A 26,419-nucleotide genomic window follows, 5' to 3' on the forward strand; every position below is an offset into this window, starting at 1 on the left:
AATTGCATGGTCTTCCGTTACTAAATATATAAATGATGTGTTATCATCCCGATATGGTTGGCATCATCCTCTGGATATAGTGACGGCGATGGTTGGACGCCATTTATGGCCTTCTGACGACTCCTTGCTTTTTCTGGAAAAGAAGCCACCCTTTATCCAAACTAAAGGAGTGTCTCAATCATGTATAAACAACTGGAACTGTTTGACTTGCGACCCTACACCTGTAAGGAGTCTGCTACAAAAACCTATCCAGTTCAGCCAATGGAGGAAATTTATCAATGCTGCGAGTACCAACAACTTGAACTTGATCTATTCCCACCGCAGTGTTGAAACAACTCTTTCAGAGTTAATTAACGTTTCTAATTAAAAGCTAATAGGGTTGAGGCGTTATTCATTCCTCATCCCTATTTAGTAGTGGCTTTCATGAAAAGTTTTGGTTACTTTTTGGAGAAACAAAGCAATGAAAAGAAAAAATAAAAAATCTGAGCAGGAAATACAGCAGTTATCGCTGTTTGATGAATCTGAGTATATAAGTGGTAATGAAATTAATCAAGTTGACGAAGAATGGTCGCCAGATGATGATTATGGAGAAGGACTTGAACAAAAAAGTCGTCCTATTGAAACACAACCTCCTGAATTAATTCCCCTTAAAATCTTGAAAGACGCAATTAAGGCTCAAAATCCTGATGATGTCGTTATGCAGGACTTGAGTGAGTATGTATTATCAAACTTATTGCGAGTTGGTATAGGAGTAACTGCAAAAGGCGGAAAATTTTTTGACAAGATTGATGAAAAACGAGAAGAGACGGGGGAACCTCCAGTTCGGCGAGATCATGCTGGAGATCAATCTCTTAACACTCATTTACTGAATGGATTATTCCCAGCTAATTTAATTGAGCAACGTTTGGAACAACTTGATACAACAGTGCAGCGTTTTGTAAAAGAACGAGAGCGGAGACTGGCGATCGCTGGATTTATTCTACATGATTTCGAGAAATTTGATTATCAACGATTTCCCAATATGCCTGAGCAGTATAAGGCAGTTCCAAAAGATCAGATCCGTGATTTATCTTTGGAGGAACATCGAGAAATCATTGATATTCTTATTAAAGAATTAAATCTTGACCGATTTCTATACCCGAATCAACCAGAGGAATATCAAAAGCATATAGATGATTTACTTTATATTGCTTATAATGCTCAAAAACGTCATGATACAAACTTAAATACTTCAGAATTTGGATTAAATAAACTCACACTCAAAGGCAAGCAACCTAAAAGTTTAGCTGACCTTGCCTATTTGGCAGATTCTCTAGCTTCTGTGATTAAACATCCACAGGATATAGATGTTCCCAAGCTACAAGAATTAATTCACTCTTTAAGTGATGGGCAACTAAAATTTACTTATCACCGCATTGCAGAAAATCGAGGGGTGCTGACGAATGTTATTAACAATGCCTTAATGGATGAACATACTGGACTCAACCGTAAAGATTGTCAATATTTTCCCCCGTTTTGCCATTACTATGAACCCTTGCTTTATCTCCCCACTGGGATCATTTATCTTCAACATAAAAATGCACCTCCAATTTCAACAGAAAACCTGCCAGAAAAAGTAATTGATAAGATCAAAAATCTTTGTATAGAGGAATTAAAACAACAACAAAAAGGTTTTGTCCGAGAAGGTAAAGGGATGAAATATGCCGAATATTATGATCTATTTTTTGATGATATTGCTTTGATGAAAGTCGCTCTTGATGCCACTCGTAACACTATCAAAAGCAGTAAAGCTCAAGATCGCAGTCAAAGCCTTCAGGAATTCCAAAAAAAAGGAGCATTATCGGCTCAATACAATTTTGAATTTTCTAGTGATGTTCGGATTGATCAATTAGCAGAGTTTGGGGATTTATTGACTCGAAAAATTTGGTCTGATAGAGTTGCGAAAATTATTGATGAGAATAAGAAAAACAAGACCAATAAGGCAGGAGGAACTGTTCAACTGCCTGATGATCTGAATTCTAGTGATCAATTAGTTTATAAAATTGTCGAATTTTGGAATTTAGGTGAATATTTACCTGCTGTTCAAGAAATTCAGAATATTAATGGAAAACTGAAAGAACTAAAACTTAAAGGTAATACAGGCGGTCTTCCTTTAGAATGGTATTATTTAGCAGCTAAGTATATTGAGCATCATCCCAGCTTAGAAGATATTCAAACCACAGGAGATGATTTAATTACTTACCTTGCTGAACTTCTAAATCCTATTTTACAACAAAATAAATCAGCGAATGACGGATGGGAAGATCTGCGCTTATGGCTCAAACAAGTGGTGATGTTACCTACTGGAAATAAGACTCAAACTGATCAGTTTCTAAAAGAACTAAAATACTATCAATCAGCAAAACAGCCTGGACGGGGTAAGCAGCTAATTTGTTCAATTTCTCATTCTGCTTACACTGTAAAAGAACAAATGGAATCTGCTGTTTTATTTACACCCCAAGTTTATACTAATAAACAAATGCTGGGCGGTTCTAATGCTAAACGGAATATCTCTAGTATTGCTCAAATCGAGTTGATGTTGCGTCAAATTTTAATGAGCAAAACTCAAGCAGTCGGAAAAAGCTTTGAAGATGGTAAATATCGCTATTTGTACTTTTATCCGACCTATTATTTTACTCCTGAAACAAATTGTTTTTTAGCAAAAGTCTATGATCAAATTGTTCAAACTCGCTTTGATACAGGGATACGGAATCACTTCATCAGTCAAGATATGCAAGCCGATTTTTCTTTAGAACGTTATCAAAGCGTAGATTTGTTTAAACTATCTGAAGGAAAAAAATCAACAACAGATGAGAAACAAGAAAGCAAGAAAAGCTTAATTTTCAAACTGAACTATCCTGAAGAACAACCTTTAACATTTTATTTCATGGCATTACCACCTGAAAAGCGAGGCAAAACTGAACCGACGGATACAGAATCTTGGGTTATGCCAACTTGGTTAGCATTCGCATTTCCTATGATTTTAGATGTCAAAACTGTTGTTTCAGAATCTCCAATTCCACCATTCACCGATGGGACAGAATTTGAACAAACAGTATTTTTAGATAGTGCGCCTCAAGCCTTCCGAGTTTTAACTCAAGAAGAACGTTTTCGTTTGGATTATATTCTGGAAGGATGGGAGAAAAAGCAATCTAAATATCCTGCACCTTTAAAAGTTTTAACGGCTGCTTATGCAATTAATTTGGATGTTAATGCTCGACAAACTAAAAAAGGCTATAACCCCAACTGGGGAAAACTATCTGAATTGGCGCGAGACTTTGAAACGAGTCCTCTTTATGTTTTTACTTATCTAAAAAATTGGGTACGTTCTCAAAATCTCGATACTCCTAGCAAGGCTAAAATTCGACTCTATGCCTATCAATTTTATCCTTGCTTCGATCCCCATGTTGAATACAACTTTGAATTAGAGGATTGGACTATGACTGAGCAATCAAAACTGCACCACCCTAAAAAATTAACAGAGTTATATCGCAAATTCTATCGAGCGAAATCCACCAAAGGCAAACCCACAAAAGCAAATGCTATTTTGAAACCGATTGATGAGGCGGCTGATGTTATTTTGAAAGCTGAATTAAGCTGGTGTCAAGGTGAAGCAATGGTTGATGCTGTTGCCGCACGACTGTTTAGTTTAATGAATCGAGTTCACAGTTCCACCGCAGAAGGGCGATGGGTTTTCAAAAATAGTGAACGAGATCAGGAAAGAGAGACGATTTTAGATTTTGCTCGATATTTTGTTCTGGAAGTTTTTGAAGGAACATTTAAAGGCGATCGCGCTCGTTTAGCAGGTCGTCAACTTAATCTAATTCGGGATACTTGCGAATTTATATATCGCCTAGAAGATGATAAAGAATATCGAGCAAGAAAACTATCTAATGATGATTCAAAAGGAGGTGATCCGCAAGAAGAAGAATAATTTTTTTATTTGCTAGATTCTGTTCATTCAACCACAATTCTTGGAGATTTACTATGACTTTTCTGAAAACCGTTAACTCTAAAAAGTTCTTTCAAGCCGAAATCCCCTACAAACCAATGGGCAAATATGTACATTTCCTCACAGTCCGCGTTACCGAATCTTATCCTCTTTTTCAAACCGATCAAGAACTAAATAAAGCTAAAGTTCGAGCAGGTTTAAAACGGGAAAATCGCGCTCCCATTAGTCGCTTAACCATGTTTAAACGGAAACAGTCAACCCCAGAACGTTTAGTTGGTCGAGAACTGTTGCGAAATTATGGTTTAATGACGGCTGAAGAATGCGAATACAATGTCAGATTTGCAATGGATAATCCTGATTGTATTATCTATGGATTTGCCATTGGTGATTCGGGTTCAGAAAAGTCAAAAGTCGTTGTTGATACCGCTTTCTCTATCACCCATTTTGACGATTCCCATGAATCTTTTACACTCAATGCTCCTTATGAAAATGGAACAATGGCTGCAAAAGGCGAAAAAAAAGAACTGGGACAAGGAAAAAATAGCCCAGGCAAATTAGATGGAGAAATTGGGAGTACAACATCTCGAATTAATCAGCAAGATCACATCCGCCCCCAAGTTTTCTTCCCTAGTATTATTACCCTCAAAGATCCAACTGAAGCCAGCTTTTTGTATGTTTTTAATAATATCTTGCGTACCAGTCGCTACGGCGCACAAACAACTCGCACAGGTAAAATGCGAAATGAACTGATAGGAGTCGTTTTTGCTGATGGGGAAATTACCAGTAATCTTCGTTGGACTCAGGCAATTTACGATCAATTTTCAACAGAAATCCTTCAATCTCTCGAACCTTTAGATGAGGATGATGTTATGGAATATGCTGAAATAGCTATCAAGAGTTTGTTACAGGATGAACCTATTGTTCATACTGATTTTATTGGTAACGAGTTTCAGACCTTACTTCAGGAAGTTAAAGCTCTGACAAGTCAGGAAGAATCTCTTAAAGCAATTCTACAAAAAGCAGATGCAGAAGCTAAACAATATGCTTCTGATCATATTAAAGGCAAGAAAAAAGCTGAAGTGTAACGGAGTCGAACTAATGACAATTCTCTATCGTTGCACAATAGAACTGCATGATAGCCTTTATTTTGCCACTCGTGAAATTGGGCGACTCTATGAAACGGAACCCATTCTGCATAATTACGCCCTTTGTTATGCCTTGGGTTTAATTGATAACCCTTCCTATCAAACAACGGTTGCTGAGGAAGATTCCTATCGTTATTTCTGTCCTGAACAAGTTCCGAAATACGCCGAACATTTAACGCCTCTGAATCAACAGGGAATTTATGTAACTCCAGCCCGAACCGTTAACTATACTGCGGTTCTCAATACTTGGAAATATGCCAATAATAACTATCATGTTGAGATGGAAAAAACCCAAAAGAATATTCCCAGTTTTGGCAGAACAAAGGAAATAGCCCCTGAAAGTCAGTTTGAGTTTTTTATCATTACTGAAAAATCGTTGAAACTGCCAAAATGGATTCGGTTAGGAAAATGGGCAAGTAAGGCAGAATTAACAATGGAAGAATTACCGTCTTCTAAACAAGATCGAGAGAGAGAATTTATTTTTTCCTATCCTTTGAATCCTTTGGATGTGATGTTTACTCATCAAGTTTTGAGTTATGACACGATTAATATGCCTCCGGTTAGTTTAATTCGTAATGTCAGAATGCGAGGGGAATATTACAGCGTTCAGATGAGGAAAGAAACGTTAAAAATTCCTGCCCAAATGCAATACCGTTTTCGTTAACCTGTAGGGTGGGTGACGCATTAATCGATCTTAACTTTTGTTTTTTCTCACCCACCCTACAACTTACTAAGGTGAAATTATGCCCCATAGTCTTGTTCTCAATTTGTTGCCACTTTCTGCTATTCCTCCTAACTTTTTAACGGGACGACATCTTCATGCGTTATTTCTAACATTAGTCAGTTCTGTTGACCCCGAATTAGGAACTTATTTACATGAACAAAAAACCGATAAAGCGTTTACCTTAAGTCCGTTACAAATCAGCAAAACGATTCATCAGAATGTTCTGCAATGGCAACATAAGAAACCGATTTCAAGCGAAACTCCTTGCTGGTTAAGAATTTCTTTATTGGATGATAATTTGTTTAGTCATTTGAGTGGTTTATGGTTAAATCTTAATCCTAAAACACCTTGGCATTTAGGCCCTGCTGATTTACAAATTACCAGTATTTTAGGCACACCTCAATCGACTCAACCTTGGGCTAATTTTTCATCCTATCATCAATTGTATGAACAAGCATCTGATGAAAACCGCCAAATAGAATTGATTTTCTGTACCCCAACAGCCTTTCGTCAAAGCAATTTTGATTCTGCTTTACCCACGCGAGATAGTGTGTTTGGGTCGTTATTAAGACGTTGGAATCAATATAGCGGGATTCCTTTTGAAGATACTTTAATTGAACCTATTTTTCCGAGTTTCTTCAATATTAGAACGGAGATTTTAGCGGATTCTCGCAGTAAATTTATTGGCTGTGTGGGAGTTATGAATTTTAGAATTTTGGGAGATGTAGACCCAATGGTTATTAAACAGATTAATACCTTAGCGGATTTTGCTCTGTATAGCGGTGTCGGACGGAAAACACCGATGGGGATGGGAATGATGAGGAGAATTAAGAATTAAGAATTAGGATTTAAAGCAGTAGTGCGAGTGTCCTCACTCGCTAATTCAATCAACTTCTTGCGATCGCTCTTACTCGCCAACTCGATCAACAATTTTTGTTAATTTTTAACCACAATTTAGGTGAAATTATGGAAACCATTGATTATATTCCGATTTCGTCTTTGAATCATTTTTCCTATTGTCCCCATCGCTGCTGGCGAATGTTTTGTGCAGGGGAATTTGTTGATAATCAGTATACCATAGAAGGAACGAGTTTGCACGACCGTGTTCATAATTTTGGAGAACAAAATCGTGATGAAATTTGGCAAGTTCGGGCGGTTTGGTTGAAATCTGAACGTTATAAATTAATTGGAAAATCGGATTTAATTGAATCACAATCGGGAGAATTTTACCCCGTAGAATATAAACGGGGACGCAAAGGGGAATGGGATAATGATGAAATGCAGGTGGTAGCGCAAGCGTTATGTTTAGAAGAAATGACGGGTAAAACTGTCACAAAGGGTTATATTTATTATGCTCAATCTCATCAACGTCAACCTGTGGAAATTTCCTCAATATTACGAGAACAAGCAATTAATATTATTGATCAAGTTTTCGCTCTTTTACAAACGGGTCATCAACCTTTAGCAAGTTATCAAAAACGCTGTAAAGGTTGCAGTTTGTATGAATCTTGTTTACCGAAAATTGCTGCAAAAGTTAGTCGGTATCAAGAGGTGATTGTTTAAGGTAAATATTGTAGTGCGAGCGTCCTCGCTCGCTAGTATTTACTTTATAGATCATAGACAGTAATTCTGTTGCGTGCGGTTCGCTTACACAACCTACTATTTTTTTGAGGTTAATACAATGGGAACGGTTTATGTTACGGTTAATGATTCGTTTATTGGTAAAACGGATGAACGGTTAACGGTAAAGGCGGATAAGAAAAATGTTCTGGATGTACCGTTAATTAAGGTGGATGGAATTGTGATTTTAGGACGTTCAACGGTGTCTCCTGCGGTGGTTCAGGAACTTTTAGAACGACATATTCCGTTAACATTTTTAACAGATACGGGGCGTTATTTAGGACGATTAGAACCAGAAATGACCAAGAATATTTTTGTGAGAAAAGCGCAATGGGAAGCAGCCGGAGAGTCGGAAAAGGCGTTACATTTAGTCCGGGGGTTTGTGCGGGGAAAATTGAAGAATTATCGGATGATTTTATTGCGACAAGGACGTAAATATTCTGAACTGGATTTAGAGGCTGCTTTGACTCGGTTGGATAATGCGATCGCTCCTATTTCTTATACGAATAATATTAACTCTTTACGCGGTTTAGAAGGGGCGGGAAGTGCGGCTTATTTTGGTGCATTTGATCAGTTAATTCGGGGAGATGGCTTTAGTTTTAATTGTCGTAACCGTCGCCCGCCAACTGACCCAGTTAATTCTTTACTGAGTTTTGGTTATTCTTTATTGTGTCATGATGTGCAAAGTGCAGTTAATTTAGTGGGGTTTGATCCTTATTTGGGTTATCTTCATGTTCAACATTATGGTCGTCCGAGTTTAGCGTTAGATTTAATGGAGGAGTTTCGACCGTTAATTGTGGATTCAATGGTATTGAGTGCAATTAATTTAAAACAGTTGACTCCTGATGATTTTACCACAGAACCGATTAGCAATGCGGTGTTAATGTCTCCTGAAGGACGGCGAACGTTTCTGAAATTATATGAACAGAAAAAACAATCTAAGTTCAAGCATCCGGTGTTAGGTAAACAATGTACTTATCAAGAGGCGTTTGAACTTCAAGCGCGTTTATTAGCTAAATATTTGATGGGTGACATTGAAAAATATCCGCCTTTGGTGTTAAAATAGTTATGTTTGTTGTGGTGTCTTACGATATTTCTGAGGATAAACGCCGCACTAAGATTCATTCGATCTTGAAATCCTATGGTCAATGGATGCAATATAGTGTTTTTGAGTGTGAGTTGACTAACACGCAATATGCTAAATTGCGATCGCGTCTCAACAAAATTATTAACCCTGAAACCGATAGTATTCGCTTTTATTTCCTTTGTGCTTGTTGTCAGGGTAAGGTTGAACGTATCGGCGGCGAACAGCTACGGGATGATACGATTTTCTTTGCTGAGTTGCGCTAACCTGTGGCTGTTGGGAAAAGGAAGGGTAAAATTATCGCTGAAACCTTTATCTGTTCTGGTTTTGAACTCGGTTGGTTGTCTTGGGAGGTTGGCGCAATTTTTGGAAGCTATACCAATCAAAGGTTTCAGCATTTTTTTATTTTTGCCTCTTGCTAAGTCGATGGCTGAAATGGTATATTCTGATCAGGTTAGCGCGATCGCACCTCGAAAACTAAATACACTAAGGGTTTCAGAAGCCTGCGGTTGAAATCAGCTATAATCCCTATCAGGGATTGAAACTCTGCTGATGCCAAATGTTCACCAAGCTGTAATTCAAAAGAGTTGAAATCAGCTATAATCCCTATCAGGGATTGAAACAATAACAAAATTAATGTTTCCCCTGATTACAGGTTGAAATCAGCTATAATCCCTATCAGGGATTGAAACCAGGCAGTTAACGTGCATATTAAAATCGGAATGCCGTTGAAATCAGCTATAATCCCTATCAGGGATTGAAACTTGTGATTCACGCTTTTCCATAGGGGCATCTATTATAGTTGAAATCAGCTATAATCCCTATCAGGGATTGAAACCCCGCTTATCTTCTGGGAGTGCTTTTGCCATTTCCCAGTTGTTGAAATCAGCTATAATCCCTATCAGGGATTGAAACGATTGGTATCTACTGACTCTGATAGTTGATAAACCTTATTAGTTGAAATCAGCTATAATCCCTATCAGGGATTGAAACGGGATAAACAATTTTATTCAAACCACCAACCCAGGTTGAAATCAGCTATAATCCCTATCAGGGATTGAAACAAGTTAATGATTCGATCTATCTAGTTGAATAGGAGGTTGAAATCAGCTATAATCCCTATCAGGGATTGAAACTCAGCACTAAAAGAAGAATTCGATGTTTTAAACGATTTGTTGAAATCAGCTATAATCCCTATCAGGGATTGAAACCACACCACAGTAGACACTACAGAATTAGAGGCAAGGTTGAAATCAGCTATAATCCCTATCAGGGATTGAAACAGCTACGGTTTCCGAGTCAATTCTCAGAACTCGGTTGAAATCAGCTATAATCCCTATCAGGGATTGAAACTATTTGATATTGCTTAATTGCTATCACCAAACCGAGTTGAAATCAGCTATAATCCCTATCAGGGATTGAAACCCTTCATTCGTTCCGGTCTTTTTGTCAATATTTGATGTTGAAATCAGCTATAATCCCTATCAGGGATTGAAACTGTCCCCATCGCATTTTTCTTTTTTGTTTGCGGTTGAAATCAGCTATAATCCCTATCAGGGATTGAAACCATTGGCGTTCATGTAAAAACACGATACCTCCAGCAGAATGTTGAAATCAGCTATAATCCCTATCAGGGATTGAAACAAAATATCCATATTATCTAGATCAGAATTTAGTTGTGTTGAAATCAGCTATAATCCCTATCAGGGATTGAAACTATTCGATGTTTGACCCACGCCAAGCCATCGAAAGGTTGAAATCACCTATAATCCCTATCAGGGATTGAAACGGTATAATTGAAAAATCCCTAAAACCTTAATTGTCAAAGCGTTACTGATGAAGAAATTGTAATTGTTTCCTGTAAATTTCACTACTGAGCCCCTCCTTTTGGACTCAGTAGCTTAACTAGGGTTTATTTGTCGGTTTTGGGTTTGTAAGTTGAAGCAACGTAGAGTTCCTTTAACTGTTTTTGGTCTACGCCAGAGGGTGCATTTGTTAATAAACAACCCGCTTGTTGAGTCTTCGGAAAAGCGATCACATCTCGAATTGATTCCTCTCCCGATAATAACATCACTAATCGATCTAAACCGTAAGCAATACCGCCGTGAGGAGGAGTTCCGTATTCAAAAGCTTCTAATAAAAAGCCGAATTTATTGTAAGCTTCCTCCATTGTTAATCCAATGGTTGAAAATACCTTTTCTTGAATCTCTCGTTTATAAATCCGTAGACTACCACCGCCGATTTCATAGCCATTTAAGACTAAATCATAAGCTTGCGCTCTGGCGTGGGGTAAATCATTAATATCATCGAGATGGGGAGAAGTGAAGGGGTGATGTAACGCTTCTAACCGTTTTTCGTCTTCATTCCATTCAAACATGGGGAACTCAACAATCCACAATAAATTAATTTTATTAGCATCAATGAGTTCCAATTCTTTAGCCATAAATTGACGCAGACGGTCTAGGGTTTTATTCACCGTTGCAATATCTCCCGCCCCAAATAACAGTAAATCTCCCGGTTTTGCATTTGTCCGGGTCAGAATTTCCTGTTTTTGTTCGTTGCTTAAATTGTCTTTAATTGCGCCAATGGTATCAATCCCATCTTCTCGAACGCGAATAAAGGCTAACCCTTTTGCTCCCGCCTCACACGCTTCTTTAAAGATATCTCCACCGGGTTTAATTCGCATATTAGAAATGGCTTCATTTCCCCCAGGAATCGGTAATATTTTAACAATTCCGCCCGAAGCAACAGCCCCAGAAAACACTTTAAAGCCGCAATCTTTGACAATATCAGAAACATCGACTAACTCTAAACCATAGCGAGTATCCGGTTTATCACTTCCATAACGTTCTAGGGCTTCTTTATACGTTAAACGGGGGAAGGGAAGGGGAATTTCAACGCCTTTAACGGCTTTAAAAATATGAGCAACTAAGGCTTCATTTAACGCCAGAATTTGTTCCTGGGTCATGAAGCTCATTTCCATATCTAATTGGGTAAATTCCGGTTGTCGGTCGGCGCGTAAATCTTCATCTCGGAAACACCGGGCGATTTGATAATAGCGATCAAATCCCGATACCATTAATAATTGTTTGAACAGTTGGGGAGATTGGGGTAACGCAAACCATTCCCCCGGATTAACTCGACTAGGAACTAAATAATCCCTAGCCCCTTCGGGAGTTGAACGGGTGAGAATGGGGGTTTCTACTTCAATAAAATGCTCTTGATCTTCTAAGAAACGTCGCATGGCTTTAACGACTTCATGACGCAATTGTAAGTTGCGGGTCATGCGTTCTCGACGTAAATCTAAATAGCGATATTTGAGGCGTAAATCTTCTCGAACGCTTTCGGTTTCTGAGGCGGAAATTTGGAAAGGTAATTGTTTTCCGAGTGCATTGAGAAGTTGAATCTGATCGGCGTAAATTTCGATTTCCCCGGTGGCTAATTTGGGGTTGAGGGACTCTGGGGGGCGTTGGGAAACTCGCCCGGTAATTTTAACAACATATTCATTCCGCAGACTCTCGGCGGTGTTGTAGGAGTCGGGGGTGCGTTCAGGATCGCTGACAATTTGAACAATACCCGTGCGATCGCGTAAATCTAAAAAGATTACACCACCATGATCGCGGCGTCGATCAACCCATCCGCAGAGGGTAACAGTTTCGCCAATATCGGTAGATCGGAGATTGCCGCAGTAGTGGGTTCGCATGACTCTTAATGAAAGTTAGACTAAGGTTTAAATTAAATCAGGGCAACTTATCAGTATAGATTAAAGACCGTCACCCGTCATCCATTAGTTATTTGTTAAAAGTCAACCCTAAACGATTAACAGTCGTAGGGGTAAGGTAGGACGCAAAGTCCGTCAACTTAACCCACGTTAGCCCTGAACTCAAGTTCGGGCTAAAAGCGATCGGCATCTAAAGATGACTCAGATCATTCTTCATTAACCCGTTTTAACGGGTTTTAGCGTAGAGGGGGTTACATGGCGCGTCTCTCTACTGAAATTGATTTCAAGGCTTTTCAACTTAAGTTGACACTGATGACACAAGCCCCTACCCGTCAATCGTCAACACTCTATCTATTCTGGGTTTACAGGTAAACAAACGGTGAATAGGCTACCCTGACTTATTTTCGATTGAACGTGAATCGTGCCTCTGTGGGCTTCTACAATTCGTGAAACTAAATGCAATCCTAAACCACTTCCCGCTCGTTTATTATTTCCTTGGCGGAATCGTTCAAAGATAATCGCTTGATCTTCGGGAGACATCCCAACCCCGCTATCTTCCACTTCCAAAATCACTCCATCGGTGGGTTGATCTTGGGTATCGAGGAAAATCTTCTTGCGATCTAAACGAATTTCTATCGCACCCATATCCGTAAATTTAATCGCATTTCCCACTAAATTTGTCACCACCCGTCTGATTTCTAACGGATCACCCATAATAATCGGTGAGTCTGTTAAACAATTGCTAATCGGATTAAATTTAAGGGTTAATTCTTTTTCTTGAGCTAGGGGAGTCAGTTCTTGAATGACCTCTTGAATAATTTTCCCTAAATCAAAAGAGGAAAAGGTTAAGGTTTTGCGACCCGCTTCATACCGATAAACCTCCAGTAAAGTATTTACCATTTGTAATAAATTTTGATTACTGTTGATCATCGAGGTGATCGCGTCTTCAATGGTCGGTGAGATCTCTCCTAAAGCCCCCTGAAGAACCAAATGTAACATCCGATCTGCCGCGACTAGAGGAGTTCGCAGATCATGGGTGAGACGGGAGACAAAATCCTCCCTTTGGCGGGACATCGCCATCTGTTGATCAATGCTATGTTTAAGTCGAAGCAGCGATCGCACCCGTGCTAAAAGTTCATCAACCTCAACAGGTTTGCGAATAAAGTCATCTGCCCCTGCATCCAAGCCTTCGACCACACTGGAATGATCATGGGCCGTAATTAACAAAATGGGAATAAACGGAAGATGGGGATTAGTCCGAATCCGCCGAGTAACTTCATAGCCATCAATTCCCGGCATCATAACATCGAGTAACACTAAATCGGGAGGGTCGGCGTTAATAGAGGCTAATGCTGAACTTCCATCAGACTTACAGACAACTTCGTATCCTTCTTCAGCTAATATTGCCTCGATTAAAAATAGGTTATCCGGGGAATCATCAACGGCCAGAATTCGATCACTAGATTTTAAAGGGGGGGCAATAAAAAGGGACATGATTTTGAAAAACGTGTTTTTTACGCCAACTAAGTTACAAGATTAATCTTGTCGAGCACATTTGTTATTGATTTTAACAAAAAATCTGTCAATAATAAAGACAATGAGATCATTAAGGGAAAATCAACCATGAGTGAAATTCGTGTTGTCCTTGTAGAAGACCATGATTTGACACGGGTAGGCTTACGAACTGCCCTACAACAAGAAAATAATATTCAGGTTGTTGGGGAGGCGGCTAATGCTAAGAGTGGTTTAGAAATTCTTAAACAGACCCAGCCGGATATTGCCATTATTGATATTGGTTTACCGGATATGGATGGGATTGAATTAACTCAAAAATTTAAACAATATATCTCTAATGGAGGAGTTCGAGAAACAAAGGTTCTAATTTTAACGATGCACGATAATGATGATGCTGTTATGGGAGCCTTTGCTGCGGGTGCAGATTCTTACAGTGTTAAGGATGTTAGCATTGATAAACTCAAGGATGCTATTTACACAACTTTTGAAGGAAATGCTTGGATTGATCCGATCATTGCTCGCACTGTTCTGAAGCAGGCTAAGAAAAAACCACCGGAGGTTGTAGCACCTAGCGATATCAAAACTGTAACCATTAATGCGGTAGAAGCGGAATATCAAGATTTTCTGCAATCTTGCCCTTTAACTGAACGAGAATTAGAGGTTTTGGAATTGATTGTTGCTGGACGTAGTAACGCTGAAATTGCCGAAAAACTCTATATTACTGTGGGAACGGTTAAGACTCATGTTCGCAGTATTTTAAATAAGCTTTGTGCTGATGATCGCACACAGGCAGCAGTTCGTGCTTTACGTTCAGGTTGGATTGAGTAAGATTTTTTGATTGAGTTTAAGTTAGAATGAAGAGTTTTTTAACTATATTTTATTTGTTTTTTATAAAGTTACTAAAAAATGTTCTTCATTCTAACTATTTTCTGTCCTTTAATTTTCTATTTTTTGCAAAATACAAAAAATATTTTATAATTTTAATTATAACAAAAACTACTTTAATACAAATTGTTTAATTATCTAAAATAATTTAATTTATTCTTATCATAAAATGACAGTAAAAATGGAGACTTTATCTTTGCAAAATTTTATAAAATAAACAGGGTATAAATCAATTTTAAAATATTAGAAATATTTTTATTTTATGGCGACATTTAAAAATAGTATTAAAATCATTAAAAACAGTAAAAATATTCTTTAAATTATCCAATTTAAGGGTTTATTGATAACAATAACTTTGTGGTTTTAACGATCATAATTTTAAAGCATAAAAATTTCTCCCTGATTAAATTAATTTAACCAATACCCCAAAAAGTATCAGCTTTAACAGGATTATATTGAGGAAAATAATTGAAATTACAGGCAATAATTCTATAGGCTCATCCTTTTCTAGGTAGGGGAGATATAAAAATAAAATTTTTATCCTTTGTTGAAAATAGCCTGAAAATTTAAAAGCTTGAAGATCATTTGATTTTCACAAAAGTTAACTGATCAATGAGCCTTAAATTTTGAGTTTAAAATTTTAATGTTCATGGCAAAACTTACAACCTCAAACCTGTAAAACAGCAAGGTTGCTTAATTTAGAGAGGTTAACCCAATCAGCACTTAAACCACAGATTTAAACCGGATAAAACTAAAATCCTGTTCCCTGTACCGTATTTCCTCTTTCCGATTCGCTTAAGCTAAACAGAAAATTGGAAATATTGTTTAAATTTTGAGAGGGGGATTCTATCTTTCACTACAATTAAGGCAAGGATATGCTCCAGCCTGCTTAATTCACCAGGGGTTAAAACGCAGTTAAACTTACAATTTCCAGGGTTAATCCAGAGAATAAGCGATAACGCTTTGTAGCTACCTCTACCGCAAGATACATTTGTGCCCAATAGCAGGGTAAACCGTTGACGACATTCCGGGTAGCTATGTTACAATTGTTACCAAATAACTCCAGACTCAAAAGTAAAGTTGTTAACTTTAGCGAACTTAGGAATAAAGGATTAAATTCTATAAAAAATTAGAAAAAACTGAACATTAAAGTTTTTAAGGTTTAGTTTGTTAATCGTTTAAAAAAACACAAGTAGGATTTACATCATCAGACAGATAACGGTTATTCTGACTGGGGTTTACGATGTAACTTACAAGGGGGTTAACTTCCCCACGTTCTTAAAATGTACTAGAAATAGTATGTAAAAACAATCAATTCTGAGTTGAGATTAAATATTGGGAAAATAAGAAGATTTTAAGACTGTTTTTATCTCTAACAGTTCTAAAATTAACTAATTTTCACAGTTCCCTATTTTGCGGAATGCAAGTCAAAACTTATTCAATTCATTAAAAAAATTTTTCATGTCTACATCCTGGTCAAATTTTAATTCGTTGCCCTCAACAACAATTTTAGTCGTTGATGATTCGCCTGATATTTTATTTTTAGTAGAAGCTATTCTACAAGGGGCGGGCTATCATGTTAAATGTGCTGAAAATGGCTATATTGCTTTAGATCAAGTGAAAGACTCTCCTCCCGACCTGGTTATTGTCGATGTGATGATGCCCGGTTTAAGTGGCTATGATGTCATTCAAAGAATTCGCCAAAATTCGGAGTTAGCTTTTATTCCAATTTTAGTCATGACGGCTTGTAGTTTTTTTGAAGTTAAACAGGAATCAAAAGGAGAAGCTAATGGTGTCATTTATAAACCCATTGATATTGATGAACTACTGAATCAAGTCAATATGATGCTCAAAATCAAACAAAAAAAGACTGAACATCAAAGGTGCTCGACGTTCAGAGAAAAGTCTGCTTAATCAATTGAATCTAAATCAATGTTAGCTGGAGCGGAATGAAATTTCCTCTTGCACAAAGACTTGAACTCGATTTAAACACTGTTGCAATTTTTCAACTAATTCCGTTGCACCCTCTAAAGTTTGTTCTTGAGCGAGATCTTCAAGTTGTTTCGCGATTTCTGGCATTTCTAAGACTGCTGCACTCGCACTTGAACCCTTCAACGCATGGGCCTGTTGTTTTATGCCGCTATAATCTTGATTCAGGATAGCTTGATGCAAATTCTGAATTCGGATTTGAGCTTGTTCGATGAACAAATTCAGCAGCCGGTGTTGCAGTTGAAGATTTCCTTTGAGTAAACGATTGAGACGTTCTAAATTGACAGGACTTTCGGCAAATGTCAAGGCACTCATAGGATTTGATTCTAAGGTAGAGGTTTCAAATGCAAAAGCAGGGTGTCGATCAGATGAATTCACCGACTGTAGAACCGAAAGACTCGGATCAGGGTCTGAGAGTTTGCAAGAACTCCAGCGCTGTAATATTTTTCCCAGAGCATTCAATTCTACAGGTTTACTAACATAATCATCCATTCCCGCTTCTATGCAACGTTCTCGATCCGAAGACATGGCACTGGCCGTGAGGGCGATTACGATTGGCTGTCGATGAATCAGGTCAGGATGCTGGCGTAAGCGCCGAGTGGCTTCATAGCCATCGAGAATAGGCATCTGACAGTCCATCAGAATCAGATCGTAATCTTTATAGGTTAATCGCTCTAAAACACTTTGTCCATTATTGACTAAATCGGCATCATAACCCAAAAGTTTAAGTTGACTCAAAATCACTTTTTGGTTAATCGGATCATCTTCTGCTAAAAGGATTTTCAGAGTATGAGCTTGCAGGTTAAACCGTTGATCGCGATTTTGAAACGATTCTATGCGATGGGTTTGATGCTGCCATTGATGTAGACGAGTTAAAATAGCCGGAGATTTCAGATTTAGGGTCAAAACCAAGGTTTGTAAAAAACGTAAAGGCGCGACGGGTTTTAATAAATAGCTATAATCTCCTAAATTAACCACTTGTTCCGCGCGATCGCGTTGATTGAGTTTACTCATTAAAATCATTTTAGTCGAGGATTTTTCATCACAATGATGTAAAGCCCGAACTAATTTAACCCCTTCTCGATTTAATAAAGGTAAATCAATTAAAATAATATCATAAGGATTACCTTTTTCAAGGGCTGTTTTCCAAACGGTTAAAGCCGTGTTTCCATCCTCGACTTCATCAATCTGAATTCCCCAAGTTTGAGCAAAGGAACAGATAGACTCACGAACTAAAGGATTACTATCAACTACTAATAATTTCACCTGTTCCAACTCTGGAACTCGGTTTGAAGCAATGGTTTCAGCTTTCGATAATTCTACATTAAACCAGAAATTAGACCCTTCACCTAAAGCACTTTCAAACCCAATTTCACCCCCCATCAGATCCACTAAATGTCGGCAGATAGATAGCCCTAACCCCGTCCCCCCATATTGACGGTTGGTGTTAGAACTTGCCAAAGAAAAGGGTTGAAAAATTTGAGCTTGTAAATCTTGAGCAATTCCAATTCCTGTATCTTTAACAGCAAACTTAACTTTGATTCTATCAGAATAGTTTGCCAATATTTTAAGCGTTAATATAACGTTACCTTTTTCGGTAAATTTAATCGCATTACTAATTAAATTCAGTAGAATTTGATGCAAACGTAAAGCATCACCCTTGAGTTGGCGGGGTAAATCGCTATCAATTTGGACAATTAACTCTAAGTTTTTTTCTTCGGCTTTGACCGTTAATAAATCAATCACCGTTTCCAGACAGCTATCTAAATCAAAATTGACCGTTTCTAAACGAGCTTCTCCCGCTTCTAGTTTAGAAAAATCCAAAATTTCATTAATAACCGTCAATAAATGTTGAGCACTACAATAAATCGTTGAGGTATAGTCCCGTTGTTGGGGAGTTAGTTGAGTCTCTAAGAGTAATTCAACCATCCCTAAAACCCCATTCATGGGAGTACGAATTTCATGGCTCATTTGAGCCAGAAAGTGAGATTTATGCCTAGCTGATTCTAAGGCGGCTTCCCGTTCTTCAATCAGTTGACTAATGGGTGTTGTTGCTAAAATTAAACCGCCGATTTTACCCGGCTTTTTATACCAAGGTTGAATCACCCAACTTTGTTGAAACTGGGTTCCATCCTCTCGTTCCCAAGTATCTTCTCCTTGAGAAATTGTTTCCCCTTTGAGTGCTTGTTGATGAGCTATTTTCCAGTCTAATTTGATATCGGGAAAGACTTCATAATGGCTTTTTCCAAGCAAGTTTTGATCTTCTAAGTTATATTGAGACAGCCAAATTTGAGAATAGGCTAAATAGCGCATTTGGGTATCAAAAATGGCGATCGCAATGGGAAATTGGAAAATCAGATCTCTAATCTCTACTATCCTCTGTTCCCAAACAAAGTTCGCATTTTCTACATAGCCATGCAGAAGTAAACCTTTAATTTTACCTTGGGGGTTTAACCAAGGATTAATATTCCAGTGAATTAACCCTTCTTCTGCATTCGCCAGTGAAACTAACTGTTGAAACTGAACGGATTTTTTTGTAGTTAAAACATATTCATAATGAGTTATCACTTCTGTTTCCATCGAGGGCGGAACAAATAACTTTAAGTAATTTTTACCCCAAACTTCATGACGTTGATATCCATAATGTTTTGCTGCACTAAGGTTCCATTGTTGAATGCAGTAATCAACGGATAAACCGATTACCATACAGTCAAGGTGTTCAATCATCGACTGTAATTCAGTTAAGCTCGCTTTCCAGCCCAAGGCTAGTTGTCTTTGTTGCCAAGCCCATCCTAAAGCAACTAAAACTAAACTGGTGAAAAAGAAGTATAAAATCACAACTGTAGGCTCACCGAATGAGTAAAAAAGGGGAAACAGGAGCTAACATACAGTTCAAGTCAATTAGGTATTTTTTGACCAAAGCTCCTAAAGTCTAGCCCAGGAAATTGTAGAATTGTTCGCCCGATTCAATTGGCTTCATAGACTGACTAAGATTAGGATTCCTAGAAATCTAAAAAATACCTTAACACAAATCAATAGAGTTTGGATGTACACGGTGTAACACGACTCAACTTCCAAAAACCTCGGATGGGAAATTCAGTTGAAATCAAACTAAACTCATTGATACCGAAAGATTAACAGTTGAAATCTGAGGGATGATCTGCAATTCATGGAAATTCGTTTACAGGAATTTAATCTATACACAACAGATCTAGGTAACTGAGTCAGTTACCTAGACAAAATTTATCAATTCGATTTTATAGGGCTCAACACCGGAACAAAACCCAATTAATGTTTATCGATCTCTTCTTTGACCGCATCTTTAACATTTTCCACCGTATGTTGTGCAGCAGCTTCTGTTTGCTTCATTTTTCCTTCTGCTTTATCTTCAGGATCGCCCGTAATATTTCCAGCCGCTTCTTGGACTTTTCCTTCTACATTTTTTAAGGTGGCTTTTCCTTTTTCTTCAGTGCTCATGATTATTGGTTTCTCCAAAATTAAATGGCTTAACTGTCTTGAGAATTAAATTCCGATTCAAAACAGCATTTATTAACTTTCTAAACAGTAATCAATTTTTATTGTTGTTTCCATCTATCCTCGGATGGATTAGTCCATTTCCTGGGTATTATTTAGTTCTGTAGGGTTTAATGTTAGAGATCGCTTAGGTTTAAATTCCCCGATTCTAATTCAGGATTAACTTGTTTTTGCAGTCTATCTTTCTTTAGGAAGATTTAAACCCAAAACAAGCAGATTCATAAGTTATAAATTCTGAGAGTTCTCTCACAAGGTAGATGTTTGGAATAAACAGACTCGTTTGAATAGGAAAGAGATTTGCAAATTAAAAAGGAGGTTTGAAAGTATGCCTAAGTTAAATATTGGTTTAACTGAAGAGCAAATGCAAGGGGTTATAGAATTATTAAATGCAGATATATCCAATATGTATCTGCTCTTAATCAAAACTAAAAAATACCATTGGGATGTGGTTGGGCCGCAATTTCGTACCCTACATCAACTCTGGGAAGAACATTATGAAGCCTTAACCGAAAATATTGATGCAACGGCGGAACGAGTTCGGACATTAGGGGGTTATCCGGTTGGGACGGCGGAAGGATTTTTAAAACTGGCTTCCATTGAAGAACACGCTGGAGATCTTCCAAACACAACCGAAATGGTTCAACGATTAGTGAATGATCATGAGCAAATTATTCGCAATCTTCGTGAACATATTGATCAATGTGCAGAAGAATTTCATGATGCAGGAACAGCCGATTTCCTAACAGGATTAATGGAGCAACATGAACAAATGGCCTGGATGTTGCGTTCCTTTATTGAAGGGGAAGGTTTAGAGTCTAATGGTAGACGCTCTAATGTCAATCAAAAAGCTGTTGCAGCCAGTGTGATGTAAAAAAATTTGACTTAAAAACGGTCTTTAAATAGTTATCAGTCCGCAATAAATCGCAATTTATTATCAAATTTTGAGTGAATTATTATCGCTCATTTAACACAATATAACATGAATTGTTCATTGTTGACTGATAACTATTTATTCCCAATCTTGCTCATTCAAGCTTTAGGAAAAAATCAATGGTTCCTTTAAACGATGAAAATCCGATCCGAATTACACCGATTGTTACTTATATATTAATCATAATTAATGTTCTGGTTTTTTTCTATGAACTGAGTTTAACTCCTCCTCAATTAGAAAAATTCTTTCAGTTGTATGCCGTCGTTCCTAATCAACTCAGTGCCAGTTTTGATGGGGTTTCTGTTGATCAATCCGTCCCCGAACCTTTTACTTTAATTTCCTCTCAATTCCTTCATGCTGGAATTATGCACGTCGGTTTTAATCTGTTATTTTTATGGATTTTTGGAAACAATATTGAGCAGGAATTAGGACACATTAAATTTTTAATTTTTTATATCCTTTGTGGAGCCTTGGCGGTTTTGACTCAATGGTTTTTCTCTCCTCAATCTTCGATTCCTTCTTTAGGAGCCAGTGGAGCGATCGCCGGAGTCATGGGAGCTTATATTCTCAAGTTTCCCCAAGCTAAAATATTAACCTTAATTCCATTAGGATTCTTTTTCTATACGATTCGAGTTCCTGCCATTTTTTTCCTAGGATTTTGGTTTGTACAACAAGCCTTTAATGGATTAATTTCATTAGGAGTTCCTGCTAATGTGGGAATGCAGCAAGGCGGTGTTGCCTATTGGGCACACGCTGGCGGATTCGTTTTCGGGGCAATTCTGGGGCCGTTATTAGGCTTATTTTCCCGTCCTTCCCCTGGAAGATATAACGAATATTGGCAGTAAGTTTAAATGATTTACAGATTGTATAAAGTTTTTTCTATATTTTTTTAAGATCTCTATTCAGCGAGTCTGGGTTGAGATCTTTTATTGTATTCAAAATAAGTTTAACTCTCGAATGTGGTAATTTGTCATCTGAGCTTAGGAATGCTAAAATACCTCATAATAAAGATGCCAATGGAGAATTGAGAAAATGCTATTTGCGCCCGTTGAAGAAAAAATGTGGGAGAAATCTTCCTCAAAACGTCAAAAAAAAATGTCGGATGGAGAAATTAATGATAAATACTCCTCCCAAGAAAACCGCATCCTAACTGAAATTAATCGTGAAAAGCTGCCTAGCTTTGCTGAGGCTTTAAAAAAAAACGGATATATGAATGTACAGCCCGTTTACCAAAGAAGACCTCGATGGGATGACAAGATGAAGTCACGATTAATTGAGTCATTCCTAATTAATATCCCTGTTCCACCCATTATTCTGTTTGAAATAGATTACAATTCTTATGAAGTCATGGATGGTCAACAGAGAATTACAGCAATTAAAGAGTTCTATGAAAACAAACTCAAACTAACAGGACTCGAACTTTGGCCAGAAATCAATGGACGTACTTATGATCAACTTCCAATTAAAGTTAAAGCAGGAATTGATCGTCGATCCATCTCATCTATTGTTATTATTGCAGAATCAACTTCTGATCCTGAAACAGCTTTGTTCCTCAAACAGAAAAGTTTTGAACGTTTTAATACCGGAGGCGTAGATTTAAGTCAGCAGGAAGTACGGAATTGTTTGTATCATGGGAAGTTTAATTCATTATTACTAGAATTATCTCGTAATCCTATCTTTACTCAATCTTGGGGAATTCCTATCGATGAAAATGACCCTGATTTATTAAACAATAATCTTTATAAAAAAATGGAAGATGCAGAATTAGTGCTTCGTTTCTTTGCCTTGAGAAATGTAGACCATTTTCAACGAGGAATGGAAGGATTTCTTGATCTTTATATGATCAAAAGTTCAAATTTTTCTGATGAGGATATTTTAATCCTAAAGGAAGTATTTTTAAAAACAATTAATCTAGCTTACCAAATTTATAACGATAATTTATTCAAACCCTTTGATCCAAAATCTAGGACTTGGAAGAAAGATTCCTATAAAGCTTATTATGATGCGGTCATGGTTGGATTTAATCGACATTTGGATAAAACTAAAATTTTAATTGATCAAAAAACAAAAATTATTGAAGAAACCCAGAAACTCTTTGAACGGGAAGAATCACGTCTTTTAACAGGAGGTGGAAAAAGTAAAGCAGAAATTCAACAACGAATCCAAATCTTTGATGATATGCTATCGCAGGTTATTGGAGAATAGCTTGCAATGTTTGAGAATCTTTTAGAAACATCCAGTATAAAAATTGCAACTGTTCGTGCAATGCTCCAGACTAATGATAGACTTAGGGCAATTGTTTTTGGAAAACAAAGTTTAAATAAAGATCCATTGCCGGAAAATAATGATTTTCTGGAATTGGCTCAAGAATTTCCTGGAGAAATTGAATGGAAAATCTATGACCACTGTGCTACTGTAATGCGATTGTACGCCATTTATGAACGATTTGTTGAAGATTTAATCTCCGAATGGTTACAACTTTTACCTGAGTTAATTTCCAGTTATTCCGATTTAGATGAAACAATTCAAAATACCCATCGAGAGGGAATAGGACGATTATTAATATACCCGAAAAAGATACGATTTGAAGACCCTGAAAACCAAAATCTATCTATTTATTATAAAAAAGTGGTTCAAGGGTTTTTGGCTGCCCTTAGTGATCATGAAAAATACGAGTTACTTCCTGAAATTTTTATATTCCATGAACAAAATTTAAGAAAGGATGCGTTAGTGGAATTATTCACTAAAGCGGGAATTGAAAAGGCTTGGGAATGGATTATTCACCATCGACAGATTAAATATTTTATAGAGCAAGTCCGAGGAAATCAAAATACCGCCGAAGCAGAACTTAAACAATTTATTCACTATCGGAATAAAGCAGCACATGGATCAATTAATGAAATTTTAGGAATTCAAGAATTGCTATATTTAGCAGATTTTGTCGAAGCATTATGCCAAGCTTTAGCTGAATTAGTAACTTATCAAATCCTTTTAAAAAAAGTATCCATTGGACAAGCTCAAAAAGTTGGACGAGTTACGGAGTGGTTTAAAAAGCAAAAAGCAGCCATCGTAATAGTAGAGAATATAACTTTATCTGTAGGAGATAAGTTATTTCTAGTAAATGAAGAATCCTCTTATTGTTCTTTGACGAGAATTGAGAGTATTCAAATAGACAGTCAACCTAGAAATGAAGTTAAAATATCTTCTCCTACAGAAGTGGGATTAAAGTTTAATATTGATACTCGAAAAGGATTTAGCCTGTATCTAATCAATTAAAGTTACTACTTCTAATATTTCCTGAAGGAATAGAAGCAATTAATTGACGAGTATAAGCTTGTTTGGGATGGCGATAAATTTCCTCGGCGGTTCCCATTTCTTCAATTTTTCCTTGATTCATTACAATCATGCGATCACTCATAAATTTAACCACACTTAAATCATGGGAAATAAAAATATAAGTGAGATTAAATTCCGCTTGTAACTCTTTCAATAAGTTCAATACTTGCGCCTGTACCGACACATCTAACGCAGAAACAGATTCATCGCAAATAATAAATTTAGGGTTCAATGCTAACGCTCTGGCGATACAAATTCGTTGGCGTTGTCCGCCAGAAAATTCATGGGGATAACGTCGCATTAAATCAGGATTTAACCCCACTCGTTCTAATAAGTAAGCGACGCGATCGCGTTTTTCTTGAAACGTTTGTCCTACTGAATGAATAATTAACGGTTCCATGACCGCATCCCCAATGCTGATTCTAGGGTCAAGGGAACTAAAGGGATCTTGAAAAATAATTTGCAGATTCCGTCTGACCCAACGCATTTTTTGATTAAATTGTTGTTGATTTTGGTAATTTTTAAACCCACTAAATATCGAGGTTTCTAACGGAGGAGCCGTAATATCCTGACCTTCAAAAAAGACTTGACCACTCAAAGGTCTAATCAGTTGTAAAATCGCTCTGGATAAGGTACTTTTTCCGCAGCCTGACTCTCCTACTAATCCTAATGTTTCCCCCGAATAGACATCAAATGAAACATCATTAACCGCCATTAATAATCGTTTGGTTTTTCCTAATATTCCTGGGATTTTAAACGCAACTCTTAAATTTTTAACCGATAAAAGAGGTTGATCTGAGGGTAAACTAGATAAAAATGCCTTAGATTTTAAAGCAATATTATTATAACTTTTAACAGGTTCTACTAAAGTCTTTTCTCGGATTTCTACCTCTCCATTATCCAGCGTAATAATATCCATAAAATCAGCCACCGTTGGTAAACGTTCAGCCGGAGTATCTAACGTTGGACGACAAGCTAATAATCCTTTTGTATAGGGATTTTGAGGGGTTGTAAAAATTTGCTGAATTGTTCCAGATTCAACTATTTTCCCTTGGAACATCACCGCCACTTGATCCGCAATTTGAGCTACAATTCCCAAATCATGGGTAATAAAAATCATCGCCATCCCTCGGCGTTCTTGTAATTCTTGAAGTAAATCTAATATTGTTGCTTGTACCGTCACATCTAACGCCGTTGTCGGTTCATCTGCAATTAATAATATCGGGTTACAAGAAATTGCCATTGCAATCATCACCCGTTGCAATTGTCCCCCCGATAATTCATGGGGATATCGATCTAACATGGCTCGTTTTTGAGCATTAATTTGTTGAATCACTTCCCGTTTTCGGCTCCGTTTATCTTGTAATTCCTGGGGAGAACGAGAGATTGATTGATGTTTTTGTGCTTCTAACGCTTGCTGCATTAATTCATCATCACTGGGGAGTAATTTCACTTCCTGTAATAATGATGCGGCTTTCCACATCGCCTGTTTTGGAGAAACCTGTTCATGCTGCATAATGGCTTCTGTTAATTGAAACCCAATGGTAAAAACGGGGTTTAAAGAGGTCATGGGTTCCTGAAAAATCATGGAAATTTGACCGCCTCGATAGGTTTGTTTTTGAGTCGGTGAAAGTTGCAATAAATTAACAGGTTGGGAATAGGGACTATAATCTTCAGATTCAGGAATTTGAAACTCAATTTCTCCCTCTACTTTCGCGGTGGCGGTGGAAAGTAACCCCATAATTGCCAAGGCGGTCACGGATTTTCCTGAACCGGACTCTCCCACAATTCCTAACGTTTCTCCCCGTCCCACCTGAAAGGAAATTCCATCAACGGCGGTAACAGTCCGTTCATCGGTGTCAAACTCAACCCGCAGATCATTCACATTCAGAACAACATATTGCATGGAAGTTACCGCCTCTATACATTTCTATATCTTGAATC

The 26,419-nt window shown here is 37.5% G+C and carries 18 protein-coding genes and 1 CRISPR repeat array; of the genes, 13 read left to right on the forward strand and 5 right to left on the reverse strand.

The genetic code is table 11. From position 1 onward, the window contains the following. The first annotated feature begins 460 nt into the window (after positions 1 to 460). The 7 genes from cas10d (at position 461) to cas2 (ending at position 8,830) form a co-directional block, all read left to right on the forward strand. Complete coding sequence (gene cas10d, locus PL9214_RS11510; RefSeq protein WP_072718955.1) at positions 461 to 3,973, forward strand: type I-D CRISPR-associated protein Cas10d/Csc3; 3,513 nt, start codon at positions 461 to 463, stop codon at positions 3,971 to 3,973. Positions 3,974 to 4,026: 53 nt separating this feature from the next. Next, positions 4,027 to 5,076 (forward strand): type I-D CRISPR-associated protein Cas7/Csc2, encoded by a 1,050-nt coding sequence (gene cas7d, locus PL9214_RS11515; RefSeq protein WP_072718956.1) that lies wholly within the window; start codon positions 4,027 to 4,029, stop codon positions 5,074 to 5,076. Positions 5,077 to 5,089: 13 nt separating this feature from the next. Next, positions 5,090 to 5,800 (forward strand): type I-D CRISPR-associated protein Cas5/Csc1, encoded by a 711-nt coding sequence (cas5d, locus tag PL9214_RS11520; protein ID WP_072718957.1) that lies wholly within the window; start codon positions 5,090 to 5,092, stop codon positions 5,798 to 5,800. A gap of 79 nt (positions 5,801 to 5,879) precedes the next feature. Then, positions 5,880 to 6,698 carry a CRISPR-associated endoribonuclease Cas6 gene (gene cas6, locus PL9214_RS11525; protein ID WP_072718958.1) on the forward strand — a complete coding sequence of 273 codons (819 nt, stop codon included), beginning with the start codon at positions 5,880 to 5,882 and terminating at the stop codon, positions 6,696 to 6,698. A 128-nt stretch (positions 6,699 to 6,826) separates the two neighbouring features. After that, positions 6,827 to 7,423 carry a CRISPR-associated protein Cas4 gene (gene cas4, locus PL9214_RS11530; RefSeq protein WP_072718959.1) on the forward strand — a complete coding sequence of 199 codons (597 nt, stop codon included), beginning with the start codon at positions 6,827 to 6,829 and terminating at the stop codon, positions 7,421 to 7,423. Between the two features lie 118 nt (positions 7,424 to 7,541). Further along, the gene (gene cas1d / locus PL9214_RS11535; protein WP_072718960.1) at positions 7,542 to 8,546 is read left to right on the forward strand and encodes a type I-D CRISPR-associated endonuclease Cas1d; all 1,005 of its coding nucleotides are present in this window, start codon (positions 7,542 to 7,544) and stop codon (positions 8,544 to 8,546) included. Between the two features lie 2 nt (positions 8,547 to 8,548). Beyond that, positions 8,549 to 8,830 carry a CRISPR-associated endonuclease Cas2 gene (gene cas2, locus PL9214_RS11540; RefSeq protein ID WP_072718961.1) on the forward strand — a complete coding sequence of 94 codons (282 nt, stop codon included), beginning with the start codon at positions 8,549 to 8,551 and terminating at the stop codon, positions 8,828 to 8,830. A 242-nt stretch (positions 8,831 to 9,072) separates the two neighbouring features. Further along, a CRISPR array of direct repeats spans positions 9,073 to 10,353; the repeat unit is 37 nt; unit sequence GTTGAAATCAGCTATAATCCCTATCAGGGATTGAAAC. Between the two features lie 123 nt (positions 10,354 to 10,476). Here the strand turns inward: cas2 and aspS are convergent. Both aspS and PL9214_RS11550 read right to left on the reverse strand, forming a co-directional pair. Then, on the reverse strand, positions 10,477 to 12,267 hold the full coding sequence (aspS, locus tag PL9214_RS11545; protein ID WP_072718962.1) for an aspartate--tRNA ligase: 1,791 nt from the start codon (positions 12,265 to 12,267) through the stop codon (positions 10,477 to 10,479). Positions 12,268 to 12,636: 369 nt separating this feature from the next. Beyond that, the gene (locus PL9214_RS11550; protein ID WP_072718963.1) at positions 12,637 to 13,779 is read right to left on the reverse strand and encodes a sensor histidine kinase; all 1,143 of its coding nucleotides are present in this window, start codon (positions 13,777 to 13,779) and stop codon (positions 12,637 to 12,639) included. Between the two features lie 129 nt (positions 13,780 to 13,908). Between PL9214_RS11550 and PL9214_RS11555 the strand changes: the two genes are divergently transcribed. Then, a complete protein-coding gene (locus PL9214_RS11555) occupies positions 13,909 to 14,628 on the forward strand; it encodes a response regulator transcription factor (RefSeq protein ID WP_072718964.1) in 720 nt (239 codons plus the stop codon). 1,518 nt (positions 14,629 to 16,146) lie between these two features. Beyond that, entirely contained in the window at positions 16,147 to 16,599 is a 453-nt protein-coding gene (locus PL9214_RS11560; RefSeq protein ID WP_072718965.1) for a response regulator, read from the forward strand. Between the two features lie 21 nt (positions 16,600 to 16,620). Here the strand turns inward: PL9214_RS11560 and PL9214_RS11565 are convergent, their stop codons facing one another. Continuing rightward, the gene (locus PL9214_RS11565) at positions 16,621 to 19,512 is read right to left on the reverse strand and encodes a response regulator (RefSeq protein WP_083579978.1); all 2,892 of its coding nucleotides are present in this window, start codon (positions 19,510 to 19,512) and stop codon (positions 16,621 to 16,623) included. Between the two features lie 450 nt (positions 19,513 to 19,962). Continuing rightward, a complete protein-coding gene (locus PL9214_RS11575) occupies positions 19,963 to 20,151 on the reverse strand; it encodes a CsbD family protein (RefSeq protein WP_072718966.1) in 189 nt (62 codons plus the stop codon). 382 nt (positions 20,152 to 20,533) lie between these two features. Here PL9214_RS11575 and PL9214_RS11580 point away from each other — a divergent pair, with 382 nt between their 5' ends. From PL9214_RS11580 to PL9214_RS11595, 4 genes are all read left to right on the forward strand, one after another. After that, positions 20,534 to 21,079, forward strand: a complete 546-nt coding sequence (locus PL9214_RS11580) for a Dps family protein (protein ID WP_072718967.1) — start codon at positions 20,534 to 20,536, stop codon at positions 21,077 to 21,079. Positions 21,080 to 21,258: 179 nt separating this feature from the next. Further along, positions 21,259 to 21,984 (forward strand): rhomboid family intramembrane serine protease, encoded by a 726-nt coding sequence (locus tag PL9214_RS11585; protein WP_072718968.1) that lies wholly within the window; start codon positions 21,259 to 21,261, stop codon positions 21,982 to 21,984. A gap of 187 nt (positions 21,985 to 22,171) precedes the next feature. Continuing rightward, complete coding sequence (locus PL9214_RS11590; protein ID WP_072718969.1) at positions 22,172 to 23,344, forward strand: GmrSD restriction endonuclease domain-containing protein; 1,173 nt, start codon at positions 22,172 to 22,174, stop codon at positions 23,342 to 23,344. A 6-nt stretch (positions 23,345 to 23,350) separates the two neighbouring features. Continuing rightward, a complete protein-coding gene (locus PL9214_RS11595) occupies positions 23,351 to 24,415 on the forward strand; it encodes an MAE_28990/MAE_18760 family HEPN-like nuclease (protein WP_072718970.1) in 1,065 nt (354 codons plus the stop codon). On the opposite strand, the gene PL9214_RS11600 is transcribed toward PL9214_RS11595, so the two are convergent. Then, on the reverse strand, positions 24,408 to 26,381 hold the full coding sequence (locus PL9214_RS11600) for an ABC transporter ATP-binding protein (protein ID WP_072718971.1): 1,974 nt from the start codon (positions 26,379 to 26,381) through the stop codon (positions 24,408 to 24,410). The two genes, PL9214_RS11595 and PL9214_RS11600, sit on opposite strands and share 8 nt — an antisense overlap. Between the last annotated feature and the right edge of the window lie 38 nt (positions 26,382 to 26,419).

Origin of the sequence: Planktothrix tepida PCC 9214, from assembly GCF_900009145.1 — a bacterium.
Lineage (GTDB): Bacteria > Cyanobacteriota > Cyanobacteriia > Cyanobacteriales > Microcoleaceae > Planktothrix > Planktothrix tepida.